General features: G+C 32.2%; 23 protein-coding genes and 1 pseudogene. All 24 read left to right on the forward strand.

The window, feature by feature from the left end; all coding sequences use genetic code 11:
• Positions 1-148: pseudogene (locus ADI58_RS05375) on the forward strand (toxin PezT); the annotation flags it as partial.
• 227 nt (positions 149-375) lie between these two features.
• Entirely contained in the window at positions 376-1,059 is a 684-nt protein-coding gene (locus ADI58_RS05380; protein WP_049521756.1) for a LexA family transcriptional regulator, read from the forward strand.
• 2 nt (positions 1,060-1,061) lie between these two features.
• Positions 1,062-2,477, forward strand: a complete 1,416-nt coding sequence (locus ADI58_RS05385) for a Y-family DNA polymerase (protein WP_045773574.1) — start codon at positions 1,062-1,064, stop codon at positions 2,475-2,477.
• A complete protein-coding gene (locus tag ADI58_RS05390; RefSeq protein WP_045773575.1) occupies positions 2,474-2,839 on the forward strand; it encodes a hypothetical protein in 366 nt (121 codons plus the stop codon). The genes ADI58_RS05385 and ADI58_RS05390 overlap by 4 nt, the downstream gene beginning before the upstream one ends.
• Entirely contained in the window at positions 2,829-3,119 is a 291-nt protein-coding gene (locus ADI58_RS05395; protein WP_037606793.1) for a DUF5960 family protein, read from the forward strand. The genes ADI58_RS05390 and ADI58_RS05395 overlap by 11 nt, the downstream gene beginning before the upstream one ends.
• A 291-nt stretch (positions 3,120-3,410) precedes the next feature.
• Positions 3,411-3,767 (forward strand): SAG1252 family conjugative relaxosome accessory protein, encoded by a 357-nt coding sequence (locus ADI58_RS05400; RefSeq protein WP_049521757.1) that lies wholly within the window; start codon positions 3,411-3,413, stop codon positions 3,765-3,767.
• Positions 3,768-3,771: 4 nt separating this feature from the next.
• Positions 3,772-4,137, forward strand: coding sequence for a MobC family plasmid mobilization relaxosome protein (locus tag ADI58_RS05405; protein WP_049521758.1), 366 nt, complete (start codon positions 3,772-3,774; stop codon positions 4,135-4,137).
• Positions 4,124-5,953, forward strand: coding sequence for an SAG1250 family conjugative relaxase (locus ADI58_RS05410; protein ID WP_049521759.1), 1,830 nt, complete (start codon positions 4,124-4,126; stop codon positions 5,951-5,953). Before ADI58_RS05405 ends, ADI58_RS05410 begins: the two co-directional genes overlap by 14 nt.
• 103 nt (positions 5,954-6,056) lie before the next feature.
• The gene (locus ADI58_RS05415) at positions 6,057-6,281 is read left to right on the forward strand and encodes a helix-turn-helix domain-containing protein (protein WP_000919631.1); all 225 of its coding nucleotides are present in this window, start codon (positions 6,057-6,059) and stop codon (positions 6,279-6,281) included.
• Positions 6,282-6,737: 456 nt separating this feature from the next.
• Positions 6,738-8,570, forward strand: a complete 1,833-nt coding sequence (locus tag ADI58_RS05420; RefSeq protein WP_049521760.1) for a recombinase family protein — start codon at positions 6,738-6,740, stop codon at positions 8,568-8,570.
• Between the two features lie 22 nt (positions 8,571-8,592).
• The gene (locus ADI58_RS05425; RefSeq protein ID WP_049521761.1) at positions 8,593-9,210 is read left to right on the forward strand and encodes an SAP domain-containing protein; all 618 of its coding nucleotides are present in this window, start codon (positions 8,593-8,595) and stop codon (positions 9,208-9,210) included.
• 40 nt (positions 9,211-9,250) lie between these two features.
• A complete protein-coding gene (locus tag ADI58_RS05430; RefSeq protein WP_049521762.1) occupies positions 9,251-10,105 on the forward strand; it encodes an ADP-ribosylglycohydrolase family protein in 855 nt (284 codons plus the stop codon).
• Between the two features lie 111 nt (positions 10,106-10,216).
• Positions 10,217-11,098 carry a diacylglycerol/lipid kinase family protein gene (locus tag ADI58_RS05435; protein WP_049521763.1) on the forward strand — a complete coding sequence of 294 codons (882 nt, stop codon included), beginning with the start codon at positions 10,217-10,219 and terminating at the stop codon, positions 11,096-11,098.
• Between the two features lie 63 nt (positions 11,099-11,161).
• Positions 11,162-11,653: a phosphoribosylanthranilate isomerase gene (locus ADI58_RS05440; RefSeq protein ID WP_049521764.1), complete on the forward strand. Its 492-nt coding sequence runs from the start codon at positions 11,162-11,164 to the stop codon at positions 11,651-11,653.
• Positions 11,654-12,891: 1,238 nt separating this feature from the next.
• A complete protein-coding gene (gene cpsA / locus ADI58_RS05445; protein ID WP_049521765.1) occupies positions 12,892-14,331 on the forward strand; it encodes an LCP family glycopolymer transferase CpsA in 1,440 nt (479 codons plus the stop codon).
• Positions 14,332-14,337: 6 nt separating this feature from the next.
• The gene (gene cps4B / locus ADI58_RS05450) at positions 14,338-15,069 is read left to right on the forward strand and encodes a capsular polysaccharide biosynthesis protein Cps4B (RefSeq protein WP_049521766.1); all 732 of its coding nucleotides are present in this window, start codon (positions 14,338-14,340) and stop codon (positions 15,067-15,069) included.
• 215 nt (positions 15,070-15,284) lie between these two features.
• Positions 15,285-15,860, forward strand: a complete 576-nt coding sequence (locus ADI58_RS05455) for a sugar transferase (protein ID WP_080982479.1) — start codon at positions 15,285-15,287, stop codon at positions 15,858-15,860.
• A gap of 39 nt (positions 15,861-15,899) precedes the next feature.
• Entirely contained in the window at positions 15,900-16,601 is a 702-nt protein-coding gene (locus ADI58_RS05460) for a YveK family protein (RefSeq protein ID WP_049521768.1), read from the forward strand.
• Between the two features lie 4 nt (positions 16,602-16,605).
• Positions 16,606-17,259 (forward strand): CpsD/CapB family tyrosine-protein kinase, encoded by a 654-nt coding sequence (locus ADI58_RS05465; protein WP_049521769.1) that lies wholly within the window; start codon positions 16,606-16,608, stop codon positions 17,257-17,259.
• 20 nt (positions 17,260-17,279) lie between these two features.
• Positions 17,280-18,380 carry an EpsG family protein gene (locus ADI58_RS05470; protein WP_049521770.1) on the forward strand — a complete coding sequence of 367 codons (1,101 nt, stop codon included), beginning with the start codon at positions 17,280-17,282 and terminating at the stop codon, positions 18,378-18,380.
• Positions 18,381-18,394: 14 nt separating this feature from the next.
• Positions 18,395-19,210: a glycosyltransferase gene (locus ADI58_RS05475; protein WP_049521771.1), complete on the forward strand. Its 816-nt coding sequence runs from the start codon at positions 18,395-18,397 to the stop codon at positions 19,208-19,210.
• Between the two features lie 10 nt (positions 19,211-19,220).
• Positions 19,221-20,303, forward strand: coding sequence for a glycosyltransferase (locus ADI58_RS05480; RefSeq protein ID WP_049521772.1), 1,083 nt, complete (start codon positions 19,221-19,223; stop codon positions 20,301-20,303).
• Between the two features lie 21 nt (positions 20,304-20,324).
• Complete coding sequence (locus ADI58_RS05485; protein ID WP_049521773.1) at positions 20,325-21,305, forward strand: glycosyltransferase family 2 protein; 981 nt, start codon at positions 20,325-20,327, stop codon at positions 21,303-21,305.
• 25 nt (positions 21,306-21,330) lie between these two features.
• The coding region (locus ADI58_RS10750; RefSeq protein ID WP_152905482.1) for a glycosyltransferase family 2 protein at positions 21,331-21,474 on the forward strand (144 nt) is incomplete at its 3' end.

A 21,474-nucleotide genomic window follows, 5' to 3' on the forward strand; every position in this document is an offset into this window, starting at 1 on the left:
TTGTGTATATGATTCAAAAGAAAATACAACTTCAGCAGCAACCGTTCTTCATGATTTACTATTTGGAGAATGGAATCAAGTGGAGAAAGAGATGCTTAAATCTGGAGAAGAAAGATTGAAAGATTTAACTAATCGAAATGGTTGTTAGAGTTAGAATTTTAAAATAAAGTCTATTGGATCGTCAATTAAAAAATAACGATCCTTTTTTATATTCTCTATTTTCTTCTTCAAATTTTTTCAAAAGTTTTAGCATTCTTCAGTGATGATTTCTTGTAGTTTATGATTATTTTAAATCCTGGGTGTTATTAAACTCTTGATTTTTTCAAGAAGCTATGGTATTCTTTTGTTAGTTAATAAACTTACAAAGGAGAAGAGATGTTTTCACCTACTAAATTAAAAGAAAAAAGAGAGAGTCAAGGCTTATCTCAATCTCAACTTGCTTCTAGTTTAGGAATTAGTAGAGCTTCGTACTTTAATTGGGAATCAGGTAAAACAAAACCTAATCAAAACAATCTAAGTAGGTTGAGCCAGATTTTAAATGTTGATCCTCGATATTTTGAATCAGAGTATGAAATAGTTGAAACTTATCTTAAGCTAACGGAAAAGAATCAAGAAGCAACGCTTCATTATGCTACAGAATTGTTGAACAAACAGAATGCGAAGGTTGTAGAAATTCCTGAGCGTTTTGCTTATAAAGTTTACGAAAAATTATCAGCTGGTACAGGAACAGCTTATTTTGATGATGGTAATTACGATACAGTTTATTTTAATCATCAATTTGATTATGACTTTGCATCATGGGTGTTTGGAAATTCAATGGAACCGACATATGAAAATGGTTCTGTAGCCCTTATTAAGCAAACGGGATTTGATTATGACGGGGCTATCTATGCCATAGATTGGGATGGTCAAACCTATATTAAGAAAGTGTATCGTGAAGAAAATGGGCTTCGTTTAGTTTCACTCAATCGGAACTATTCAGATAAGTTTGCGCCTTATGATGAGAATCCTCGCATTATAGGGAAAATAGTTGGGAACTTTATGCCTTTAGAGGACTAAGCATGAGTTGGTTTGATTATAGTCTAGAACCTCAAAGTGACATTGCCTTTATTGATATGAAATCTTTTTACGCAAGTGTAGAATGTGTAGATAGAGGATTACACCCACTTAAGACTTCGCTTTGTGTTATGAGTCGTGCAGATAATTCTGCTGGTTTAATTCTTGCTTCCTCTCCTATGTTTAAAAAGGTCTTTGGAAAGTCGAACGTTGGACGTTCCTATGATTTACCATTTGATGTAAAGACTCGCAAATTCTCTTATTATAATGCTAAGAAGCAAGGTTTACCGACAACGATAGACTATGTCCGCTATATAGAGGAATGGGCAAAATCAACCGTGATTGTCCCTCCGAGAATGGATACTTATATAGCAGTCAATATGGAGATTCAAAAAATCTTTCATGATTTTGCGGCACCAGATGATATTTATCCCTACTCAATTGATGAAGGATTTATTGATTTAACAAGTTCATTAAATTATTTTGTACCAGATAAAAGTATTAGTAGGAAAGATAAATTAGATATTATTTCGGCTGCTATTCAAAAAAAGATTTGGAGAAAAACTGGAATCTATTCAACTGTAGGCATGTCTAATTCCAATCCCTTATTAGCTAAGTTAGCACTAGATAATGAAGCGAAAAAGACTCCGACAATGAGAGCCAATTGGTCCTATGAGGATGTCGAAAAGAAAGTATGGGCTATTCCTAAAATGACAGATTTCTGGGGAATTGGAAATCGGATGGAGAAGAGATTACATGGTTTAGGTATCTTTTCGATTAAAGAATTGGCACAGGCTAATCCTGACTTGATAAAAAAAGAGCTTGGCATTATGGGTCTAGAGTTATGGTTCCACGCCAATGGGATTGATGAAAGTAATGTTCATAAACCTTATAAGCCAAAGTCAAAAGGGATAGGGAACTCTCAAGTTTTACCAAGAGATTATATTAAACCAAGAGATATTGAAATTATCCTTCGTGAGATGGCAGAACAAGTTGCAGTTAGATTGAGAAGAGCTGGTAAAAAAGCAACAGTAGTTTCTATACACTTGGGTTATTCTAAGGCGGAACAGAAACGATCTATTCATACTCAAATCAAGATTGAACCAACCAATCAAACAGCACTACTGACAAACTACGTTTTAAAGTTATTTCACACTAAATATACTTCAGGAGCTATCAGGAATGTGGCAGTGAATTATTCTGGTTTAGTGGATGAATCCTTTGGATTGATTTCATTATTTGATGATATTGAAAAAATAGAAAAAGAAGAAAGGCTCCAGTCCGCAATCGATGCTATTCGAACAGAATTTGGTTTTACTTCACTATTGAAAGGAAATGTCCTAGATCAAGCTTCTAGAACAATTGCAAGAAGTAAACTTATTGGTGGTCATTCAGCTGGAGGATTAGATGGACTAAAATGATGAATCGTTCTTATTTGCCTTTTTTGTCTGCAAGAGAGTATCAAGATCGTGGGATGGCTAAGTGGATGGGCTTCTTTTTGTCAGAACATTCAAGTTCTCTTTGGGAAGAAAAAAATAAAGAAGATATCTCCATTTCCCTATCAATGGAAGAGAAAGTTCTATTTGTTCGGCAACTGTATACAAATGTCTTCCCAGCAACTTTTGTTTTTAAGTTATCCAATAGAAGAAAAGTAGTATCGGGTATTGTTAAAGAGATTGGAAAAGAGTTTATATCTATTAAATCAGATACTGGTTTTCTTCGATTAAGATGGGAAGATATACTCGATATCCAAATAGAAGGGGTGGATTTATATGAATCGTAAAGAATTATATGATGATAAATTGCAGCTGGATTATTTTTCTGATTCTTATTTACGGTTTGAGTCAGATTTTTACAAGTATTCCGCTTTAGATATTCCATTAACATTTATCACTGATGATATTTTACGCACAATGGCTATGTCTCAAAAACATTATTTTAAATTAAATAAAAGCAAATCTTTAGACGGTCGTGACCATTATTTTGTTTTTTCTATCAAGATGAACAAAGACAGTAGTGGTATTAGGCAGTATGAATATCAGAGACATTGTTTTAATTTGTAAGAGTCCGACAGGGCTCTTTTTTCTGTGATAATTTTATCAAAAAGTATTTGTTATACTTTTTTTAATTTAGATTTATCTTGGGGGTTTGGGGGCGTGCCACCACATTTTCATATCGTTTGTTTTTTGAACCGTGAGGTTTGAAATGGCAGGCGATATGATTTTTGGGATATTGTGGACACAATATCTGAGCTCGCAAAGCCTTACAAGATGATAGATTTTGTCTTTGCAAGTTTCCCGTGGTTAATACGGGGTCGGGGATTGTCCAACCATTGATGAAAGTGAGGAAATAGTATGTCAGAACAATACAGAGACATTCGCAAAGAGGTTAATTTAACCGCAAATGAATTGGAAATGATTAAAGTGATAATGAAAAATAAGGGATTTGAACATTTTTCGCCCTTTGCTCGAAATAAATTACTGGAGGAAGAGTTTGAAATGACTGCTGAAAAGTGGTTTGCCCTCTGGCAATCCCAAAAACTAGAACAAATCAGTCGTGACGTTCATGGTGTTTTAATATTGGCACAGTCCGAACATCAAGTTACCCAAGATCATGTATCTATTCTCTTAACCTGCGTACAGGAATTGATTAAAGAAGTTGGAAACTCTATTCCCCTCAGCCAAGACTTCCGTGATAAATACATGAGGTGAGTACATGGAACATCGTTACCGAACCAATCTCAAGAAAGTGTTTCTGTCTGATAGCGAATTGAGTCAGTTGAAACATTGTATCGACCAAAGCGGTTGTCAATCTTTTTCAGAATATGCTCGACGAACCCTACTTGACCCAGGCATGAATTTTATCACCATTGATACAACTGGTTATCAAGATTTGATTTTTGAATTAAAACGAATCGGAAATAATATTAATCAAATAGCCAGAAGCATAAATTATTCGAATTTAATAACGGAAGTTGAGTTAAATGAATTGAGAAAAGGTATAGAGGAGTTAATGGTAGAAGTGGAGAAAGATTTTCTTATTCAATCTGAAAAATTGAGGAAATTTTATGGTCATCACTAAACACTTTGCGATTCATGGAAAAAATTATCGTAGCAAACTAGTCAAATATATTTTGAATCCAAGTAAAACAAAAAATCTAGCACTAGTTTCAGATTTTGGTATGAGAAATTATTTAGATTTTCCTAGTTATAAAGAACTAGTGAAGATGTACAATGATAATTTTTTAAGTAATGATGGTCTTTATGAATTTCGTCATGATAGGCAAGAAGTAAATCAACGAAGAATTCATTCTCATCATATTATTCAGTCTTTTTCTCCAGATGATCATCTCACTCCTGAACAAATCAATCGAATTGGTTATGAGACAGTTAAAGAGTTGACAGGAGGTAGATTTCGTTTTATCGTAGCAACACATGTCGATAAAGGTCATATCCACAATCATATCATTCTAAATTCAATTGATCAGAATTCTGATAAAAAGTTTCTATGGAATTATAAGTCAGAACGTAATCTACGAATGGTTTCCGATCGTCTCTCAAAAATTGCAGGTGCAAAGATTATAGAAAATCGTTATTCGCATCGTCAGTATGAAGTTTATCGAAAAACCAATTACAAATATGAAATAAAACAACGGGTATATTTTCTAATTGAGAACTCGAAAAATTTTGAAGATTTTAGGAAAAAAGCAAAAGCTTTACATTTAAAAATTGATTTTAGACACAAGCATGTTACTTTTTTTATGACTGATTCAAATATGAAACAAGTCGTACGTGATGATAAATTGAATAGAAAACAACCTTATAATGAAACTTATTTTAAGCAAAAGTTTGTTCAAAGGGAAATTATAAACATCTTAGAATTTCTACTTCCGAAAATGAAGAATATGAATGAATTGATTCAACAAGCAGAATTTTTTGACTTAAAAATAATTCCGAAAGAAAAACATGTTCTATTTGAATTTAATGGGATTAAGCTTTCAGAACAGGAATTGGGAAAAATGAATCAGTACAGTGTTAGTTATTTTCAAGACTATTTTAATAACAAAAATGAAACTTTTGTCTTAGATAATAATAATTTAATTGAACTTTACAATAAAGAAAAGCTAATTAAAGAAAAAGAGTTGCCGACAGAAGAGGTGGTATGGAAATCCTATCAAGATTTCAAGAGAAATAGGGATGCTGTTCATGAGTTTGAAGTAGAGTTGAATCTTAATCAAATAGAAGCAGTAGTAGACGATGGAATTTACATTAAGGTACAGTTTGGTATCCGACAAGAAGGACTTATTTTTGTACCAAATATTCAAATCAATATGGAAGAAGAAAAAGTTAAAGTATATCTCAGAGAAACTAGTTCTTACTATGTATATCATAAAGATTCAGCAGAAAAAAATCGCTTTATGAAAGGTAAAACTTTAATTAGACAATTTAATCTTCAGTATGAACCGCAGTATACATATAGAAGAATTCCTCTTAGCAAAATTAAAGAAAAAATTGAACAATTAGATTTTCTTATATCAGCGGAAAATAGTCCGAATGATTTTGAAGATATAACAAATGATTTCATTGCCCAAATATCATATCTAGAGAATATGATTGAACAAGTCCAAAATAAAATTGATGATTTAACTAATTTAGAGGAAGTATTGTTGAATAATACGGCAAATAGTTCTAGCAATTTAGAAAATAGTATTCAAGGTAAAAGTTCAGTAGATACAATAGAGAAGGATTTATACATATATAAAGGAAAGATTGAAACACTGAATGAACAACATAGGGAAGCAATAAATTTATTTGAAATGTTTAATAAAACAATAAAGAAATATAAAGAAAAACAAAATATGAAATCTATTAAGGAAAATGAGATACATTTAGAGTAAACAGTTTCCTAAAAAGTATATATAGAATAGTTTCATGTGCCAATTTGTCACATATTTAAAAATAAGAAAATAACTATATTATACTTGTTTTAGGAGACATTTGATGTTGAAAAGGATTAGAGATTTACGTGAAGATGATGATTTGACACAAGAATATGTTGCAAAAACAATCTTAAATTGTACAAGATCAGCGTATTCTAAAATGGAATCAGGTACCAGGTTAATCTCTATAGATGACCTTATCAAACTTGCAGATTTTTATAATGTAAGTTTAGATTACCTTGTAGGTCGAGTGGATAATAAAGAAGACCATTACTCCAAAAAGTAGTAGGTTAAGAAAGCACATTGACAATTGAATAGTCCAAAATGGTACTTTCCTCATTTGTGGAGCAGTTTTGAATGGCTCGCCATGATAAGAGCGACATTAAAACCATCAATAAAATAGAGCGATACTTTATATGCCATGATACAAATGATATACAATGATACTTCTGACCGTTCAGGCTGCCACCGTAAAAGAGCAGCAAGTGAAATTCTTATGATGACTTCATCAGTCATGCCATGGAGGTAAATAATAAAAATCAAAAGGAAGTGATTTTTTGAAATCAAGTTTAGAAAATTATGTAGTAGAGCTAGAGATGTTAAATCTATTATTCCTAAAAAAACTTATTAGTGAAAAAGAATATGATAAAATAAAGCTGAAACTACGTAAAATGTACATAAATTAGCTGACCTTTTCTATTGGTTGCGGTAAAATAAAGGCAGAATAATAGGAGGTTAAGTCATGACAAATAATGTTGAAATCATAAAAGCAAACCCTTTAGTAACGAGAAGAAATGATAGTAATGGTTCTCTATTAAGAAGAGTGGCAGCCTATTGTCGTGTTAGTTCTGATAGTGATGACCAAAAGAATAGCTATGATTCTCAAGTTCGACATTATCGGGAATATATATCACAGCATAAAGATTGGAATTTAGTTGATATTTATGCTGATGAAGGTATATCGGGAACTCAAGTTGGAAAAAGACAAGATTTTCAAAGATTGATTTCAGATTGCCTTGATGGAAAAATAGACTATATCATTACTAAAGCTATTGCTCGATTTGCTAGAAATACATTAGATACTCTCAAATATGTTCGTTTGCTCAAAGATAAACAAATTGGTGTATTTTTCGAAGAAGAAAATATTGATACTTTAACTATGGATGGTGAGCTACTATTAACGATATTAAGTTCAGTGGCTCAACAGGAAGTTGAAAACACATCTGCTCATGTTAAAAAAGGTTTAAAAATGAAGATGCAACGTGGAGAACTTATTGGTTTTCAAGGTTGTCTTGGTTATGACTATAATCAAGATACAAAGTCAATATCAATAAATGAAAAAGAAGCCAAGATAGTACGTTATATTTTTGAACGATACATTGATGGAATTGGGGGTAGGGCAATAGCTAGAGAACTTGATGAACTAGGTTATAAAACTCCGAGAGGTCTTGATCACTGGCAAGATACAACAGTTTTAGGAATTATTAAAAACGAGAAGTATAAAGGTGATATTCTAATGGGAAAAACTTTCACTGTTGACCCCATTAGTAAGAGACGTTTAATAAATTTCGGTGAAGAAGATAAATACTACATTAAAAATAATCATGATGCAATAATTAGTCCAGAAATTTTTACACAGGCGCAAGAAATTAGATTACGGAGATCAGGAAACAAAAAAACCATAGCAAATACAAAAGGTAAACGAGAAAGATATTCAAGAATGTACCCTTTTAGCAGTAAATTGGAATGTGGTTTTTGTGGTACTGTTCTGTCTAGAAGAAGTTGGCACTCTAGTTCAGAGTACAAAAAGATTATTTGGCACTGTACAACATCTATAAAGAGAGGTAAAAAGTATTGCACTCATAGTAAAGGAATAGAGGAAAAAGCAATAGAAAATGCTTTTTTACAGAGCTACCAACAGTTGTTTTATGAAAATAATAACCTAACTGAAGACTTTCTTGAAATTATAAAAGAAGAGCTTACTGATGATACTTTAAAAGTGGAGTTGAATAAGATAGTTAGTAAATTAAATTCGTTGTACAAAAAAGAAGAAAAATTAGTTTCAATGAATCTTGATGGAAAAATAAGTGATTCTGTATATGAAGATAAATTCAATCAAATACAAATTGAGAAAGAAAAACTTTTAGAAGAAAAAGTAAACTTAGAAGTAACTTTAAAATCAGAAGTTGATATAAAAAGTAGATTAGAGAATTTTAAAGAAATTTTAACTTCACAAAAGACTTTGACTGAGTTTGACAAGGACATTTTTGAAAGTATCGTTGAAAAAATCATAGTAGGCGGAATAAATTCTGATGGAGAAATTGATCCAGCAATGTTGACTATAATTTTTAAAACGGGAGATTCTTCGACTAAAGATGCAAAATCTTACAAATCTAAAAGGAAGAATGCTAAAATAGAAAATGATAAATTGTGTTTTAATACCGTAACCGATGACGAAAAAAAGTGTACAAATAAAGAAAACAACGCACGTCGAGTGTGTGAGTTTGTTAGTGAAACGGAGCTAATGCTCAAAATAAAGAAACTAAAACTCCATTATTTTAAGATGAAAACCTAAATTTTTTTGTGGAGCTAAAATATTGATAGAGAACAGACCAGAATTTGATAAAATCACTTCGTTTGATGAGTTTAATAAATATTATTGGTATCGTGATGAACTTTCACAAATATGCAAGTTATTAGAACTTGAATATAGAGGTACCAAACAAGAACTCAATCATATTATTGAGCAGTACTTTAAGGGTAATTTGATTAAAAAATCATCAATAAAAAGGAAAAAGAAACGAGTGGAAGCTATTGCCTTAGATACGCCCTTACTTGAATGTGGATTCTCCTTTAACACTCACTTTAGAGAATATTTCTCAACTTTAACAGATGTTTCACCCTTTAAATTTACTGCTGATATGGCGACTGCTTGGAGAAAAGTAAAAAGAGAAAATGATTTGAGTTTTACAATCCAAGATATGCTAAAAGTTTATTATGGAAATTCAGATTATGCCAAGTATGATCATTCGGTTTGTCAATGGAATCAATTTTTAAAGGATTTCTGTGCAGACGAAAATAGTCTTAACTACTCAAACAAGTTAAAAGTAGCTTCTATTCTTTGGAAAGAAGTTAGAAATTCAAAAGCTGAAAAAATTTATTCAAAGAATCTTTTGACTGAATATGCTGATAAAATAAACGAGTATGGGAAATAGAAAAATCAGTCTAAATCAATAGTTCACAAGGAGGAATCTTATGCTCGGAGCAATTATTGGAGATATTGTCGGTTCTGTTTACGAATGGAACAATATCAAAACAAAGGACTTTCCTTTATTTCGTAAGGACTGCTTTTTCACTGATGACACGGTTATGACCTGTGCTGTCGCAGAAGCGATTATGAATGGGGGACAAAAAGTCGACTTCATTGACGCGATGAAGAAATATGGCAGAATGTATCCGAATGCTGATTACGGTGCTCGGTTTAATGCATGGCTAAACAGCGATAATCGTGAGCCTTATAATAGCTTTGGGAATGGATCAGCTATGCGTGTTTCTCCATGTGCTTGGGTCATGGACTGTGATGTCTATGAGAGAACTGGTACGTGGCCATCATCTAGAGGACTTGCGAGTCTTTCTGCAGAGGTAACTCATAATCATCTAGAAGGTGTCAAAGGTGCTATGGCTACAGCTGATGCCATCTTTCTGTGTCGTTTTTACTTTGGTAGTTATTGTAGAGAATACGAGCAACCAATTAATGATAATCCTACAGAGTGTAAAAGACGGATTAAGGATTATATAGAGAAGACATACGGCTACAATCTATCTCAAACTTTAGATGAAATCCGTCCTAACTATCGTTTTAACGAAACATGTCAGGAAACTGTCCCTCAAGCCATTATTGCCTTTCTTGAAAGTAGAGACTTCGAAGATGCGATAAGAAATGCCATCTCACTTGGTGGCGACAGTGATACACTCGCAGCAATCACTGGTAGCATAGCAGAGGCAGCTTACGGCATTCCTAATTGGATAAAGGATAAGGCTTATTCTTACTTGGATAAACCCTTAAAGGATGTAGTTATGCGATGGGAAAATAGAATAAAATCATATTAATCTCTAGTACGTCAGATTTCTCTTTTCTGTATTTTCATTGTATAATAGGGGTACATTTAGTTTCATATAATGAAATATAAAGATTTCTAACGAAGATTAAGGAGAAAATTAATGAAAAAAGCAATGGTAATTATCAATCCTACCTCTGGTGGGGAAAAGGCCTTGGATTACAAAGAAAAGCTGGAGAATAAAGCAAAAGAATATTTTGAGCACGTAGAAACCAAAATTACTGAAAAAGCTTTGGATGCAACACATTTTGCTGAAGAAGCTTCTCTTGAGCAGTACAATGTAGTGGTTGTGTTTGGTGGAGATGGGACTGTCAATGAAGTTATTTCGGGTATTGCTGAGAGAGACTACATTCCTAAGCTAGGGATTATCCCAGGCGGTACGGGTAACCTCATTACAAAACTGTTGGAAATCAATCAAGACATCGATGGCGCGATTGATGAACTGGATTTCAACTTAACCAATAAGATTGATATCGGAAAAGCGAATGACAATTATTTTGGTTATATCTTTAGTATCGGTTCTCTGCCAGAAGCGATTCACAATGTTGAAATTGAAGATAAGACAAAATTTGGTATTCTTGCCTATGCTGTAAATACTATGAAGTCTGTCATGACGGATCAGGTCTTTAACATTAAGGTTGAGACAGAAAATGGAAATTATGTTGGTGAAGCTAGTCATGTTTTGGTTCTCTTGACAAATTACTTCGCTGATAAGAAAATCTTTGAAGAAAACAAGGATGGCTATGCCAACATTTTGATTCTGAAAGATGCGTCTCTATTCTCCAAATTATCCGTTATTCCTGATTTACTAAAAGGAGATGTTGTCTCAAATGACAATATCGAGTATATCAGAGCACGTAATATTAAGATTTCTTCAGATAGTGAATTGGAGTCAGATGTTGATGGCGATAAATCGGATAACCTACCTGTAGAAATCAAAGTTCTAGCTCAGCGAGTAGAAGTATTTTCAAAACCGAAAGAGTAAAAGATAAAAATTAGTTTATTATTCACAACGAAATTAAGTTCTATATCAACGATTGGAGGAGGAATGAATTCTCTATTTGATGAATTTCGAACAATTTGTTCTCATTTAAACCAAATCGGAATCACACCGACGCTCATGGGGTCCTTGGGTTTTGAATACCGTTCAAATGAAGAATGGGGGCCGTCTGACATTGATATTCATGTGCCTGGTGATCCTAGAGGTTGGGAAGCACCTGATCATCTCAGAATTTATGACTGGGACAAGATAATGAAAGTGATGAAACACTTAGGCTACGTCTTAATAGATATTCATGAGCATGAATTCAAAAAAGATGGTCTGAGTGTTGAATTCGGAAGTATCGATTCTTTACCTGATTTTGCAGGAGTTTCGGAATCGGATATAGAGTTGATTCATCTCGAAAACATCACTTTTCGCATTCCAAATCTAGAACAGTTTTTAAGTATTTACAAGGCTTCTTCCCAAGATTCTTATCGAAATGATCACAATAACAATAAGGATTTTAAAAAGATCGAGTGGCTGGAAAGACATTTGTAAATTATCATATGAAAAGTAGTAAGTTGTAAGACTGGCTGCTATGTTATTTTTATTATCATTTTTATTGGTTATTTAATTTACACTATATTGGCTAGTAGTAGAATTAGTAAGGAAACAACATTTTAAAATTTAGATCAGGATATCCATTATTGAAAGTAACGATTTGCTAATTAGATGATCTATGTTAGAGAATTTTCTATTATAATTTAAAGTGGAGTGATGAATATCGTTTCTTTTGGAAGTGGCGAAAATCTTTCCGTTCCACAGTATCATTCTAAAATGATTTTTACTGCCTTTTGTTTATTAGTATAAAAGTAGAATATTACCACATGTCGAATGTGTAAGCTTGTTAGTGAAACGAAGTTAATCCTCAAAAGGTTCCCCCAAACCTTTTGAATCCCGCAGACACATCATGTTGAGGCGGTATCACTGCTTGTACGAGTTAAGGCGTCAGCGAAGTAGAAGTAGATGCACCGCCCATGGGATAGGACTCGTAGAATGAGGAGGGAAAACGATGAAATGATACGGTAAGTCCGAACCGCTGAGTGTGTAGTGTTGCTACAACGAAAAGAAGGGTGAAAATCCTTGTTGAAAGAAACACTGTGTGGTTTTTGAATAGTTGATATTTCAGAGGCTAGATTCTTGGTTTATCATACTAATTTCTGATCAAAAAATCAGAAAGGGATTGCTTTGGGCGATTCCTTTTTATTTATAGTGTTTTGAAGTTAGAATAGTACAACATGACTTCTAAAGCTTTGTTAGACATTTGATTTGAATTCCCTACTCGATTTGCTCATATTCTATTTCAATCTACTATAAAAGACAAACGACAGTATTGCTAAATCGTTAATCACTCAAAAATGATTGTGATGGGGCTATTCGATTTTTAGAATCCTTCAAAAATTAAAATTTAAAGCTTTCAATGGCTTAGAAGGTTGTGATGGCATTTATTTTCATGCAAGCGATCTATTCGATAGTTAGGATTGTTTTATTCTGAAAGATTTTGACAGTTATTTGTCTAGAATAGTATATTTCCGATGAATTTTGCTGAAAGCTTCCTTGTTTTATGAAAGTTTGAGATACTCTATTTCTTATTAAGTATAAAAAATATTACTTCATTGAATGACTATTAAAACTAACCAAATAATTATTTGAGCTTTAAAACCTTATACTAATTGTATTTGATTCCAAATTGGAGTATAATAAAGGTAAGAAAAATTTAGATTTCAGAGGTAAAAATGGGTCGCTATTCAAAGAAGAAAAAGCATAGAAAATTTAAAAAAAATATTAGTTGGGCCTTGCTCTCACTTTATATACTGATAATCTCTTTTCTGTTATTTGTATTGTTTAAGTACCATTTATTAGGCTTTTATCATCTCAATATTTTTTTAGCCATTCTATTGATAGTCGTTGCTATTATCACTGCTTTCCTTATTTATCGTAAGAAAGCACAGAATGTCACTATTTTTATTTTACTACTTGGTATTCTGATTAATGGATGTCTCCTTTTTACATTGCAACAATTTATTGGTTTTTCTAGTCGTTTAAGTTCAACTGCAAATTATTCTAAATACACCATGAGCGTTGCGGTTTTGGACACTAGTTCCATAAACAATATCAACCAAGTAACAAGTGTTGAGGCACCAACTGCTACCGATAATGAAAATATTATGGAATTAATGGATGATATAAAATCCACGGAGCAACGAGATTTGAAAATTGAGGAAACTAGCTCCTATTTGGCAGCATACAAGAAGTTGGTATCAGGAGAGGCAGAAGCAATTGTTTTAAATAGTGTCTTTGAAAATATTATTGAATCTGAATATCCTGATTATGGCTCTAAAATTAAAAAAATATATACAAAAGAATTCAGCAAAACAGTAGCACGGCCTAAACAATCTAGTGGAAATAGTTTTAATATCTATATTAGTGGAATAGATACTTACGGACCTATTAATTCTGTATCTCGTTCTGACGTCAATATTATTTTAACTGTTAATCGCGATAGTAAAAAGATTCTGTTAACCAATACCCCACGTGATGCTTATGTTCCTATCGCAGATGGTGGTCAAAATCAAAAGGATAAGCTGACTCATGCTGGTATTTATGGAATAGATGCTTCAATCCATTCTTTAGAAAATTTATATGATGTTAATATTAACTATTATGTGAGATTAAATTTCACTTCATTTCTCAAAATAATAGATACTTTAGGTGGGGTTGATATTTATAATGATCAGGAATTTAGTGCAGGTTCAAATCATTTCCAAATTGGAAATATTCACCTTGATGCTAATCAAGCTTTGGCATTTGTAAGAGAACGATACTCATTATCTGATGGAGATCGTGATCGTGGTCGAAATCAGCAAAAAGTAATCACTGCTATTCTTAAAAAAATAATATCCGTAGAATCTCTTGCAAATTACAAGGATATTATAAATAAGATTCAAGATTCTCTACAAACCAATATGCCGATGGATGAAATGATTAATCAGATTAATGCACATTTGGAAAGTAGGGGTTCCTATCAAATCAATTCACAAAATTTGAAGGGGACTGGTCGTATGGATTTACCATCCTATGCCATGCCAGATAGCAACCTCTATATGATGGAAGTTAGTCCGAGTAGTTTGGATTCCACAAAAACAGCCATCAAAGATGTTATGGAAGGACGATAAGACAACATGATTGATATCCATTCACATATTGTATTTGGCGTAGATGATGGCCCAAGAACTAGAGAAGAAAGTCTTGCCTTATTGCAAGAAGCGTTTTCGCAAGGAGTTCGGACGATTGTATCCACTTCACATCGTCGTAAAAATATGTTTGAAACCCCAGAAGAGGTCATAATGGAAAACTTCAAAGAGATTCAAGCACTTGCACAGCAAGAATTACCCGATTTAACTATTCTGTATGGTGCAGAAATCTATTACAGCGAAGACGCCCTTGAAAAGCTGGAAAGCAAACAGATTCCTACCTTAAATGATACACAATATGCTTTAATCGAATTCAGTTCTCGGACACCCTATTGGGAAATTCGTAACGCTTTAAGCAAGATTTTATTGTTAGGAATAAAGCCTGTCATTGCCCATATTGAACGCTATGCCGAACTAGAAAGTAATGAAAAACGAGTTAAAGAACTGATAGATATGGGATGTTATACTCAAATAAATAGCTCCAGTGTTCTTAAGCCTAGATTATTTAGAGATAAATATCGCTTATTTAAAAAAAGAGCTCAGTATTTTCTATCCCATAATCTAGTTCATTGTGTGGCTAGTGATATGCATAATCTAACCTCTAGACCTCCATATATGAAGCAAGCATTTACATTGATTAAGCAACAGTATGGGGAGAAAAAAGCACAAGAGTTATTTATGGTAAATCCTCAATCTATCATATCGAACAAAATCATCTAAAGAGCTGTTAAATGTAAGTATTGCCTTCGTTTTTAATTTGAAAATTTTTTCATTTTATGTTATATTAGATTAACCCAAAAACGTAATATACATATTTTCAATAATTTTGTTTTTGTGAAACTTTAGTTGATATATATATATATATATATATGCAAACGAGCGTAAATACACCTGCATATATATGCAGGTGTATTTTGTTCAGGAGAAAGAGTTTTATGTATAAGAAAGTTAAAAGAGGTCTAGAATTACTTACTTCTATATTATTGTTGGTTATTATAATTCCTATCTGTTTGATAGCTTGCATTTTTATTGTTTTAGAATCAAGTGGTAATCCTATATACATACAAGAACGTGTTGGTATTAATGGACAAAAATTTATGATTTATAAACTCCGTTCCATGTATATAGACGCAGAGAAAAATGGACATCAATGGGCGAGTAAGAATGATCAACGGATTACGAAAGTTGGTCGTTTTATACGCAGAACTCGAATTGATGAACTCCCTCAAATCATTAATATTATTAGAGGTGAGATGTCCTTTATTGGACCGAGGCCAGAGAGACCAGAGTTTATAAAAGAATTTTTGAAAGAAATCCCTAATTTTAATGACCGTTTAGAGGTTCGACCTGGAATTACCGGATGGGCCCAAGTTAATGGTGGATATGATTTGTCTCCAAAAGAAAAATTAGGATATGATATCTACTATATACAACACGAAAGCGCAAAATTAGATTTCATCGTTCTGTTAAAAACAATCAAAGTTATTTTTAATGGACATGGTTTTAGGTGATTCAGATAGGGAAAATAAGTAAAGGAATGAATTATAAAAATGAATATGTTTAATAAAAATATTAATAGGATTTTCTCTTTAATAAAAAGCAAACTGCTATTTTTAATCCTATTTACCTTAATAGGAACTACAGCAGTTGGATTATATACTGTTTTTATCATCTCACCTGTTTATAGTCTTCAATCCAAACTCATTATGAAAAATACGTCTGACCAAACAAACGGTCAAAATAATGATTCACAAGCGATTGAAGCGATAAATCTCTTTCAAAGACAGGCTAAAACCTATTTAGAAATAGCAGAGCTTCCCCCTGTAAAAGAAGATACCAATAAAGCATTAGGGTTGTCTCCGGATGAAATTGCTAAAATTAAATCAGTTAAATTAACAAATGACACAGGTTCTCAGTTGGTCACAGTGACAGTAAGAGCGCTAGATAGAGATTTAGCAGAACGTTATATAAAAGAGTATGTAACCCAATACAAAAAATTTACAGCAGATCGATTAGGACGTGATAATTTATCAGTTGTTACGGAAGCTTTAGGAAGTAACAATCCAGTATATCCGATTTTATGGAAAAATCTTCTTATAGCTATCGTTGTTTTTTCTTTCGCAGGATTTAATATTGTTTTCATTAAGTATATTTTAAGTGACTCGATTGATTCTTACGAAGATTTAGAAGAGTTAGTTGGGATCCCTGTCCTTGGCATGATTCCAACTATAGAGAAAAAGAAAAGAGGTTAGTGACTTGCATATTGAAGTTATCCATAATAGTAAATCGCTTGTAGCTGAATCCTTTAGAACTTTAAGGAGTAATCTTCAGTTCTCAGAATTCGGAAAAAATATCAAACTGATCGTAATAACAAGTACCAGTCCCAACGAAGGAAAGAGTGAAGTAAGTATTAATCTAGCTGCCTCTTTGGCTCAACAAGGGAAAAAAGTGATTATCATAGACGCAGATATGCGCAAACCAACCCAGCATAAACTAACAGAACTAAATAATACTGAGGGATTAAGTACCTTTTTATTAAAAAAAACCGGTGTAGATTCCATCAATCATTTGACAATAAATGATGTGAATTTAGATGTACTGACCTCAGGACCTGTTCCGCCTAATCCAGCTGAGATGCTAGCCAGTGTTTCTATGGAGCAGACCCTAAAAGCATTTGGAGATTTTTATGACTATGTCATTATTGACACTCCACCTTTACTTGCAGCTACCGATGCTCAAATCTTAGCGAGTATTGCAGATGCTACCCTTCTGGTGGTTGATATAAAGAAAACAAAGCGTCGACAAGTTATTGAATCAAGACGTAGATTAGATAATGTCGGAGCAAAACTACTCGGTCTTGTAATGAATAAAATAAATTCACATAAAGACTCCTACTATTACTATTATTAAAAAAGTGAGGGAAGAAAAAAATGGCAATCTATCTTTTAATGTTTGTTTATATCTCTTTCCTCGCCTTTTTTTTATTAAAATATGAGGATAAAGAACAAGAATTGAGATTTCTTGTTCTTCCGACTTTCTTCTTCTTTTTAATCACTGCAGGTTTCCGTACTTCTAGCGTAGGAGGAGATTTAGGGACCTATATCAGTATTTTTGAGTCAAATAATATTCAGCTTCCAGATTTATCACATTTATTTAGTTCTCGATTTGAAATTGGGTACTTACTGTTCAATATTTTTCTAAGAAACTTCAGTGATCAATATCCATTCCTCTTATTCGTATTTGCATTTATGACCTTATTCAGTTGGTTTTTTGTCATTTCAAAAAATTCTAAAAATGCTTACATCAGCTTCATTATTTACTTTAGTTCTTTGGGAATGTTTTTCTACTCTTTATCTAACATCAGACAAGGTATAGCAATAGCAGTGAGTTTTTTAGGAATCCATTATTTACTAAGGAATAAGAAAATTTTAGCTACAGTATTTATCCTGCTAGCACCGCTCTTTCATATATCTGGGATAGTTTGTCTCTTGTATTTCCCTTTCAAAAAAATATTATTGAATAAAAAAATATACAAGGGCATTTTTCTTGTATTTCTTATTATTTTCCCCTTCACAAAACAATTGGCAATGGTCTTCATTTCCCTCTTTCCTCAATATACTTCTTATCTAGCAACATCTTGGTTTTTAGAAAGTAATAAATGGGCGCCAATATTACTAACAATTTTATACGGGTTAGTATTTATTATAGGTGAAATGGTTATGAAAAAGCAACCATTATCAAAATCTGAACAATATATTAGAACCTTATTCTTTGTCTATCTATTGCTCACTATGATGTCATTACAAACAGCGTTACTAGAAAGATTTGCCTATTATTTTTCTCCTATAGTAACTTTATATATTCCGATGGTACTATATAAAATTGAGGAGAAAAAATTAAGATGGATTCTCTTTTATTTCATTCTTTTGGCTTATTTTTTAAACTTTTTAGTACTTGTATATTATAAACCAGAGTGGTACCAGATTGTTCCTTATCGAACAATTATTACAGATTGGCTTACTGGTAATTAAAGTGAGGTATAACAGTGAAATTTTCAGTTTTGACAACAGTATATAAAAAAGAAATCCCGAGAAATTTAAGAAAAAGTTTAATCAGTTCATATCAACAGACTGTCAAACCTACAGAAATCATTTTAGTTTGTGATGGAGAATTGACAGAAGAGTTAGATAGAGAAATCGAAAAGTTGCAGAGAGAAATCCCGATTTTAAAGGTTTTCCATTTAGCTGAAAACTTAGGCTCGGGACCAGCTTCTCTCTTTGGAGTTAATCAATGTCAAACAGAATTGATTGCTAGAATGGATAGTGACGATTACTGTATAGCTACAAGATTTGAAAAACAACTAAAATTATTCGAAGAAAATCCTAATCTAATTATGGTAGGTTCCAACATTTTAGAGAAGAATACAGAGTTTACCGCATTAAAGAAAGTACCTGAAACGACTGCAGAAATTCGTCAATATTCGAAAATGAGAAATCCCTTTAATAATCCTTCTACTATGATGAAAAAAGAGTATATTCTAAAGTCTGGTAATTATCGTGAATTTCGTTATTTAGAAGATTATGATTTAACGATGAGATTATTACATGATCATCCAACTAAAGATTTTTATAATATTCAAGAACCCTTAGTCGTTATGCAAACTAATGATTCTAGTTATTTGCGAAGAGGCGGATTATTGTATGTAAAGACAGATTTTATTCTTCAATTAGATTTTTATCGTAGAGGAGATATTCATTTGCTTGAATTTGTTAGAAATGTTTTTCTTAGAAATGTGATTCGGATCTTACCAAATCAGTTTAGAAAATGGATTTATAAGAGAAGGTTACGAGAAGAAGTGTAGAGGTGAGTGGATGAAATATCGCGTGATGCATGTTTTAGGAGCAGTTGATGGAAGTGTAACTGGAGTTCAAAGTTTTATCAAAAATCATATTCAAGTAGATGATGAAGAATTTGAATATATGGTTGCTGAATCAAATGGAGATGCTCATTTTCCTTTTAATCAATACTTAGACGAAATTGGAATTGAGCGGATTGTATTTCCTGAATTAAAGATATCTAAAGTATTAGATTATTTTCGAAAATGTAGAGAGTTTTATAAAAATCAAACAATTGATATTTTACATGTGGATAATCCAATTACGGCGTTTATCCATAATTATTACGCAAAAAAGAATGGTGTCCCAGTTAGAATTTATCACAATCATAGTAGTCAGTTTTCTGATACTTGGATAAAAAGCTTACGTAATCGATTATTCGTTTTATTAGCATTAAAAAATGCAACGCATCGAATTTCTTGTGGGCAATTAGCAGGAGAGAAAATTTTTGGAAAGCAATCTTTTCAAATTATTCCGAATGCTATTCAAATAGAAAAGTTTAAATTTTCTGCTATTTATCGAGAAGAAATACGAAAAGAGTTTCAAATTCCAGAAAATCAAAAAGTAGTAGGTATGATAGGAATATTAAACTCATTCAAAAATCAAAAATTTTTAATTGAAATTGCTAAAGAGTTACCTGAAGTTACTTTTTTGTTTGTCGGAGAAGGTCCTGACCGTATGGACTTAGAGAAAAAAAGTAAAGAATTTAAGAATATTATCTTTGCAGGTCATAGAACGGATATTTATAAGTTTTATTCAGCATTTGATATATTTGCTTTTCCATCTCTATATGAAGGTTTCCCAATGGTATTAGTTGAAGCACAGTGTGCTGGGCTAAATGTTATTATGAATGAAACCATTGATACAACTACTCAAATAGTGGAGCAACTTTGTACCGCAATGCCCTTAGAAAAAGAACAATGGAAGAAATACATTGAACATATACCTGTTGTATCGAATGAAAGACCTTTAGGAGAAGAGTTACAACGATTTAGTATTGATGAAAATTTTAAACAGTTAAAAGAATTGTATAAAAATAGTTTGAATGATGCTAAATAATGAGTTGAAAGGAAATGAGTTATGATTAGTGTAATTATTCCAGTATACAATGTTGAAAGATATTTAGAAGAATGCCTTAATAGTATTCAATATCAAAGTTACACAGATATCGAGGTCGTATTAGTGAATGATGGATCTACAGATAACTCTAAAACAATTTGTAAACGATATTGTGAAGAGGATAGTCGTTTTCTTTTAATTAATCAGAAAAATCAAGGACAAAGTGTGGCAAGAAACGTTGGTGTAGCAGCTTCAAAAGGGGAGTTTATTGCATTTGTAGATAGCGATGATATCATTCAGAAAAATTATTTAGAAAAGTTAATGCAATATATGACTGAAGAAGTAGATATTGTTGAAAGTAACTTTACTGTATCTAAAAAAGATTTTCTTGTTGAAAATTCTAAAGAAACAACGATTCTATTTGAAGGGAATTCAAATGAAGCAGTAAAAATCTTTCCGAATCATGTTTTAAGTGTTAATCCAGTTACTAAACTCTATAGAAGAGAAATTGTTGAAGCGGTTCCTTATCCAGAAGGTTTGATTTATGAAGATATTTATTGTGGTATTGGAATGTTAAAATATATTCGAAAAATCATTAAAATTGATTATGTGGGTTATTATTATCGACAACATCAATCTAGTACGATGCACCAAGATTTTAGTCCAAAAAAATTAGATGTATTTACAGTTTGTGATAAATTAGTTGAGTTGTATACTGATAGGGAGGAACTTCTTCCTTATATTGGGAGTTTCTTAGTACATAAAGCAACAGAGCATTATCAGAATGATATCAAAAGAGGTAATCCATACGCAAATTACTATAATCAGAAATTAGCAGAGTATGTAAACTTAACAAAGAAAAATCCTGAATTAGCTAGAAATACACGGTTTATTAAGCTTTATAATATATGCCCTAAATATTATAATTCGGTTATTTTTCCAATCTATCATTTTCTTTGGAAGTTAAAAAATGGTATTAAAGAAGTAGAGGTAGAAGAATAATAGTAAATAAGAAAGAAATTATATTATGATTAGCGTTATTGTACCAGTTTATAATGTAGAAGAATATTTAGAAGAGTGTCTAGAAAGTATTCAACAGCAAACATATACTGATATCGAGGTAATATTAGTTAACGATGGATCTACTGATGATTCAAAAGAAATTTGTGAA

The organism is Streptococcus mitis (assembly GCF_001074635.1).
Classification (GTDB): Bacteria; Bacillota; Bacilli; order Lactobacillales; family Streptococcaceae; genus Streptococcus; species Streptococcus mitis_E.

Bases quoted from the DNA above. Each gene is read 5' to 3' on its own strand.
- ADI58_RS05380 (WP_049521756.1), top strand. From the start codon at position 376: ATGTTTTCACCTACTAAATTAAAAGAAAAAAGAGAGAGTCAAGGCTTA.
- ADI58_RS05385 (WP_045773574.1), top strand. From the start codon at position 1,062: ATGAGTTGGTTTGATTATAGTCTAGAACCTCAAAGTGACATTGCCTTT.
- ADI58_RS05390 (WP_045773575.1), top strand. From the start codon at position 2,474: ATGATGAATCGTTCTTATTTGCCTTTTTTGTCTGCAAGAGAGTATCAA.
- ADI58_RS05395 (WP_037606793.1), top strand. From the start codon at position 2,829: ATGAATCGTAAAGAATTATATGATGATAAATTGCAGCTGGATTATTTT.
- ADI58_RS05400 (WP_049521757.1), top strand. From the start codon at position 3,411: ATGTCAGAACAATACAGAGACATTCGCAAAGAGGTTAATTTAACCGCA.
- ADI58_RS05405 (WP_049521758.1), top strand. From the start codon at position 3,772: ATGGAACATCGTTACCGAACCAATCTCAAGAAAGTGTTTCTGTCTGAT.
- ADI58_RS05410 (WP_049521759.1), top strand. From the start codon at position 4,124: ATGGTCATCACTAAACACTTTGCGATTCATGGAAAAAATTATCGTAGC.
- ADI58_RS05415 (WP_000919631.1), top strand. From the start codon at position 6,057: ATGTTGAAAAGGATTAGAGATTTACGTGAAGATGATGATTTGACACAA.
- ADI58_RS05420 (WP_049521760.1), top strand. From the start codon at position 6,738: ATGACAAATAATGTTGAAATCATAAAAGCAAACCCTTTAGTAACGAGA.
- ADI58_RS05430 (WP_049521762.1), top strand. From the start codon at position 9,251: ATGCTCGGAGCAATTATTGGAGATATTGTCGGTTCTGTTTACGAATGG.
- ADI58_RS05435 (WP_049521763.1), top strand. From the start codon at position 10,217: ATGAAAAAAGCAATGGTAATTATCAATCCTACCTCTGGTGGGGAAAAG.
- ADI58_RS05440 (WP_049521764.1), top strand. From the start codon at position 11,162: ATGAATTCTCTATTTGATGAATTTCGAACAATTTGTTCTCATTTAAAC.
- cpsA (WP_049521765.1), top strand. From the start codon at position 12,892: ATGGGTCGCTATTCAAAGAAGAAAAAGCATAGAAAATTTAAAAAAAAT.
- cps4B (WP_049521766.1), top strand. From the start codon at position 14,338: ATGATTGATATCCATTCACATATTGTATTTGGCGTAGATGATGGCCCA.
- ADI58_RS05455 (WP_080982479.1), top strand. From the start codon at position 15,285: ATGTATAAGAAAGTTAAAAGAGGTCTAGAATTACTTACTTCTATATTA.
- ADI58_RS05460 (WP_049521768.1), top strand. From the start codon at position 15,900: ATGAATATGTTTAATAAAAATATTAATAGGATTTTCTCTTTAATAAAA.
- ADI58_RS05470 (WP_049521770.1), top strand. From the start codon at position 17,280: ATGGCAATCTATCTTTTAATGTTTGTTTATATCTCTTTCCTCGCCTTT.
- ADI58_RS05480 (WP_049521772.1), top strand. From the start codon at position 19,221: ATGAAATATCGCGTGATGCATGTTTTAGGAGCAGTTGATGGAAGTGTA.
- ADI58_RS05485 (WP_049521773.1), top strand. From the start codon at position 20,325: ATGATTAGTGTAATTATTCCAGTATACAATGTTGAAAGATATTTAGAA.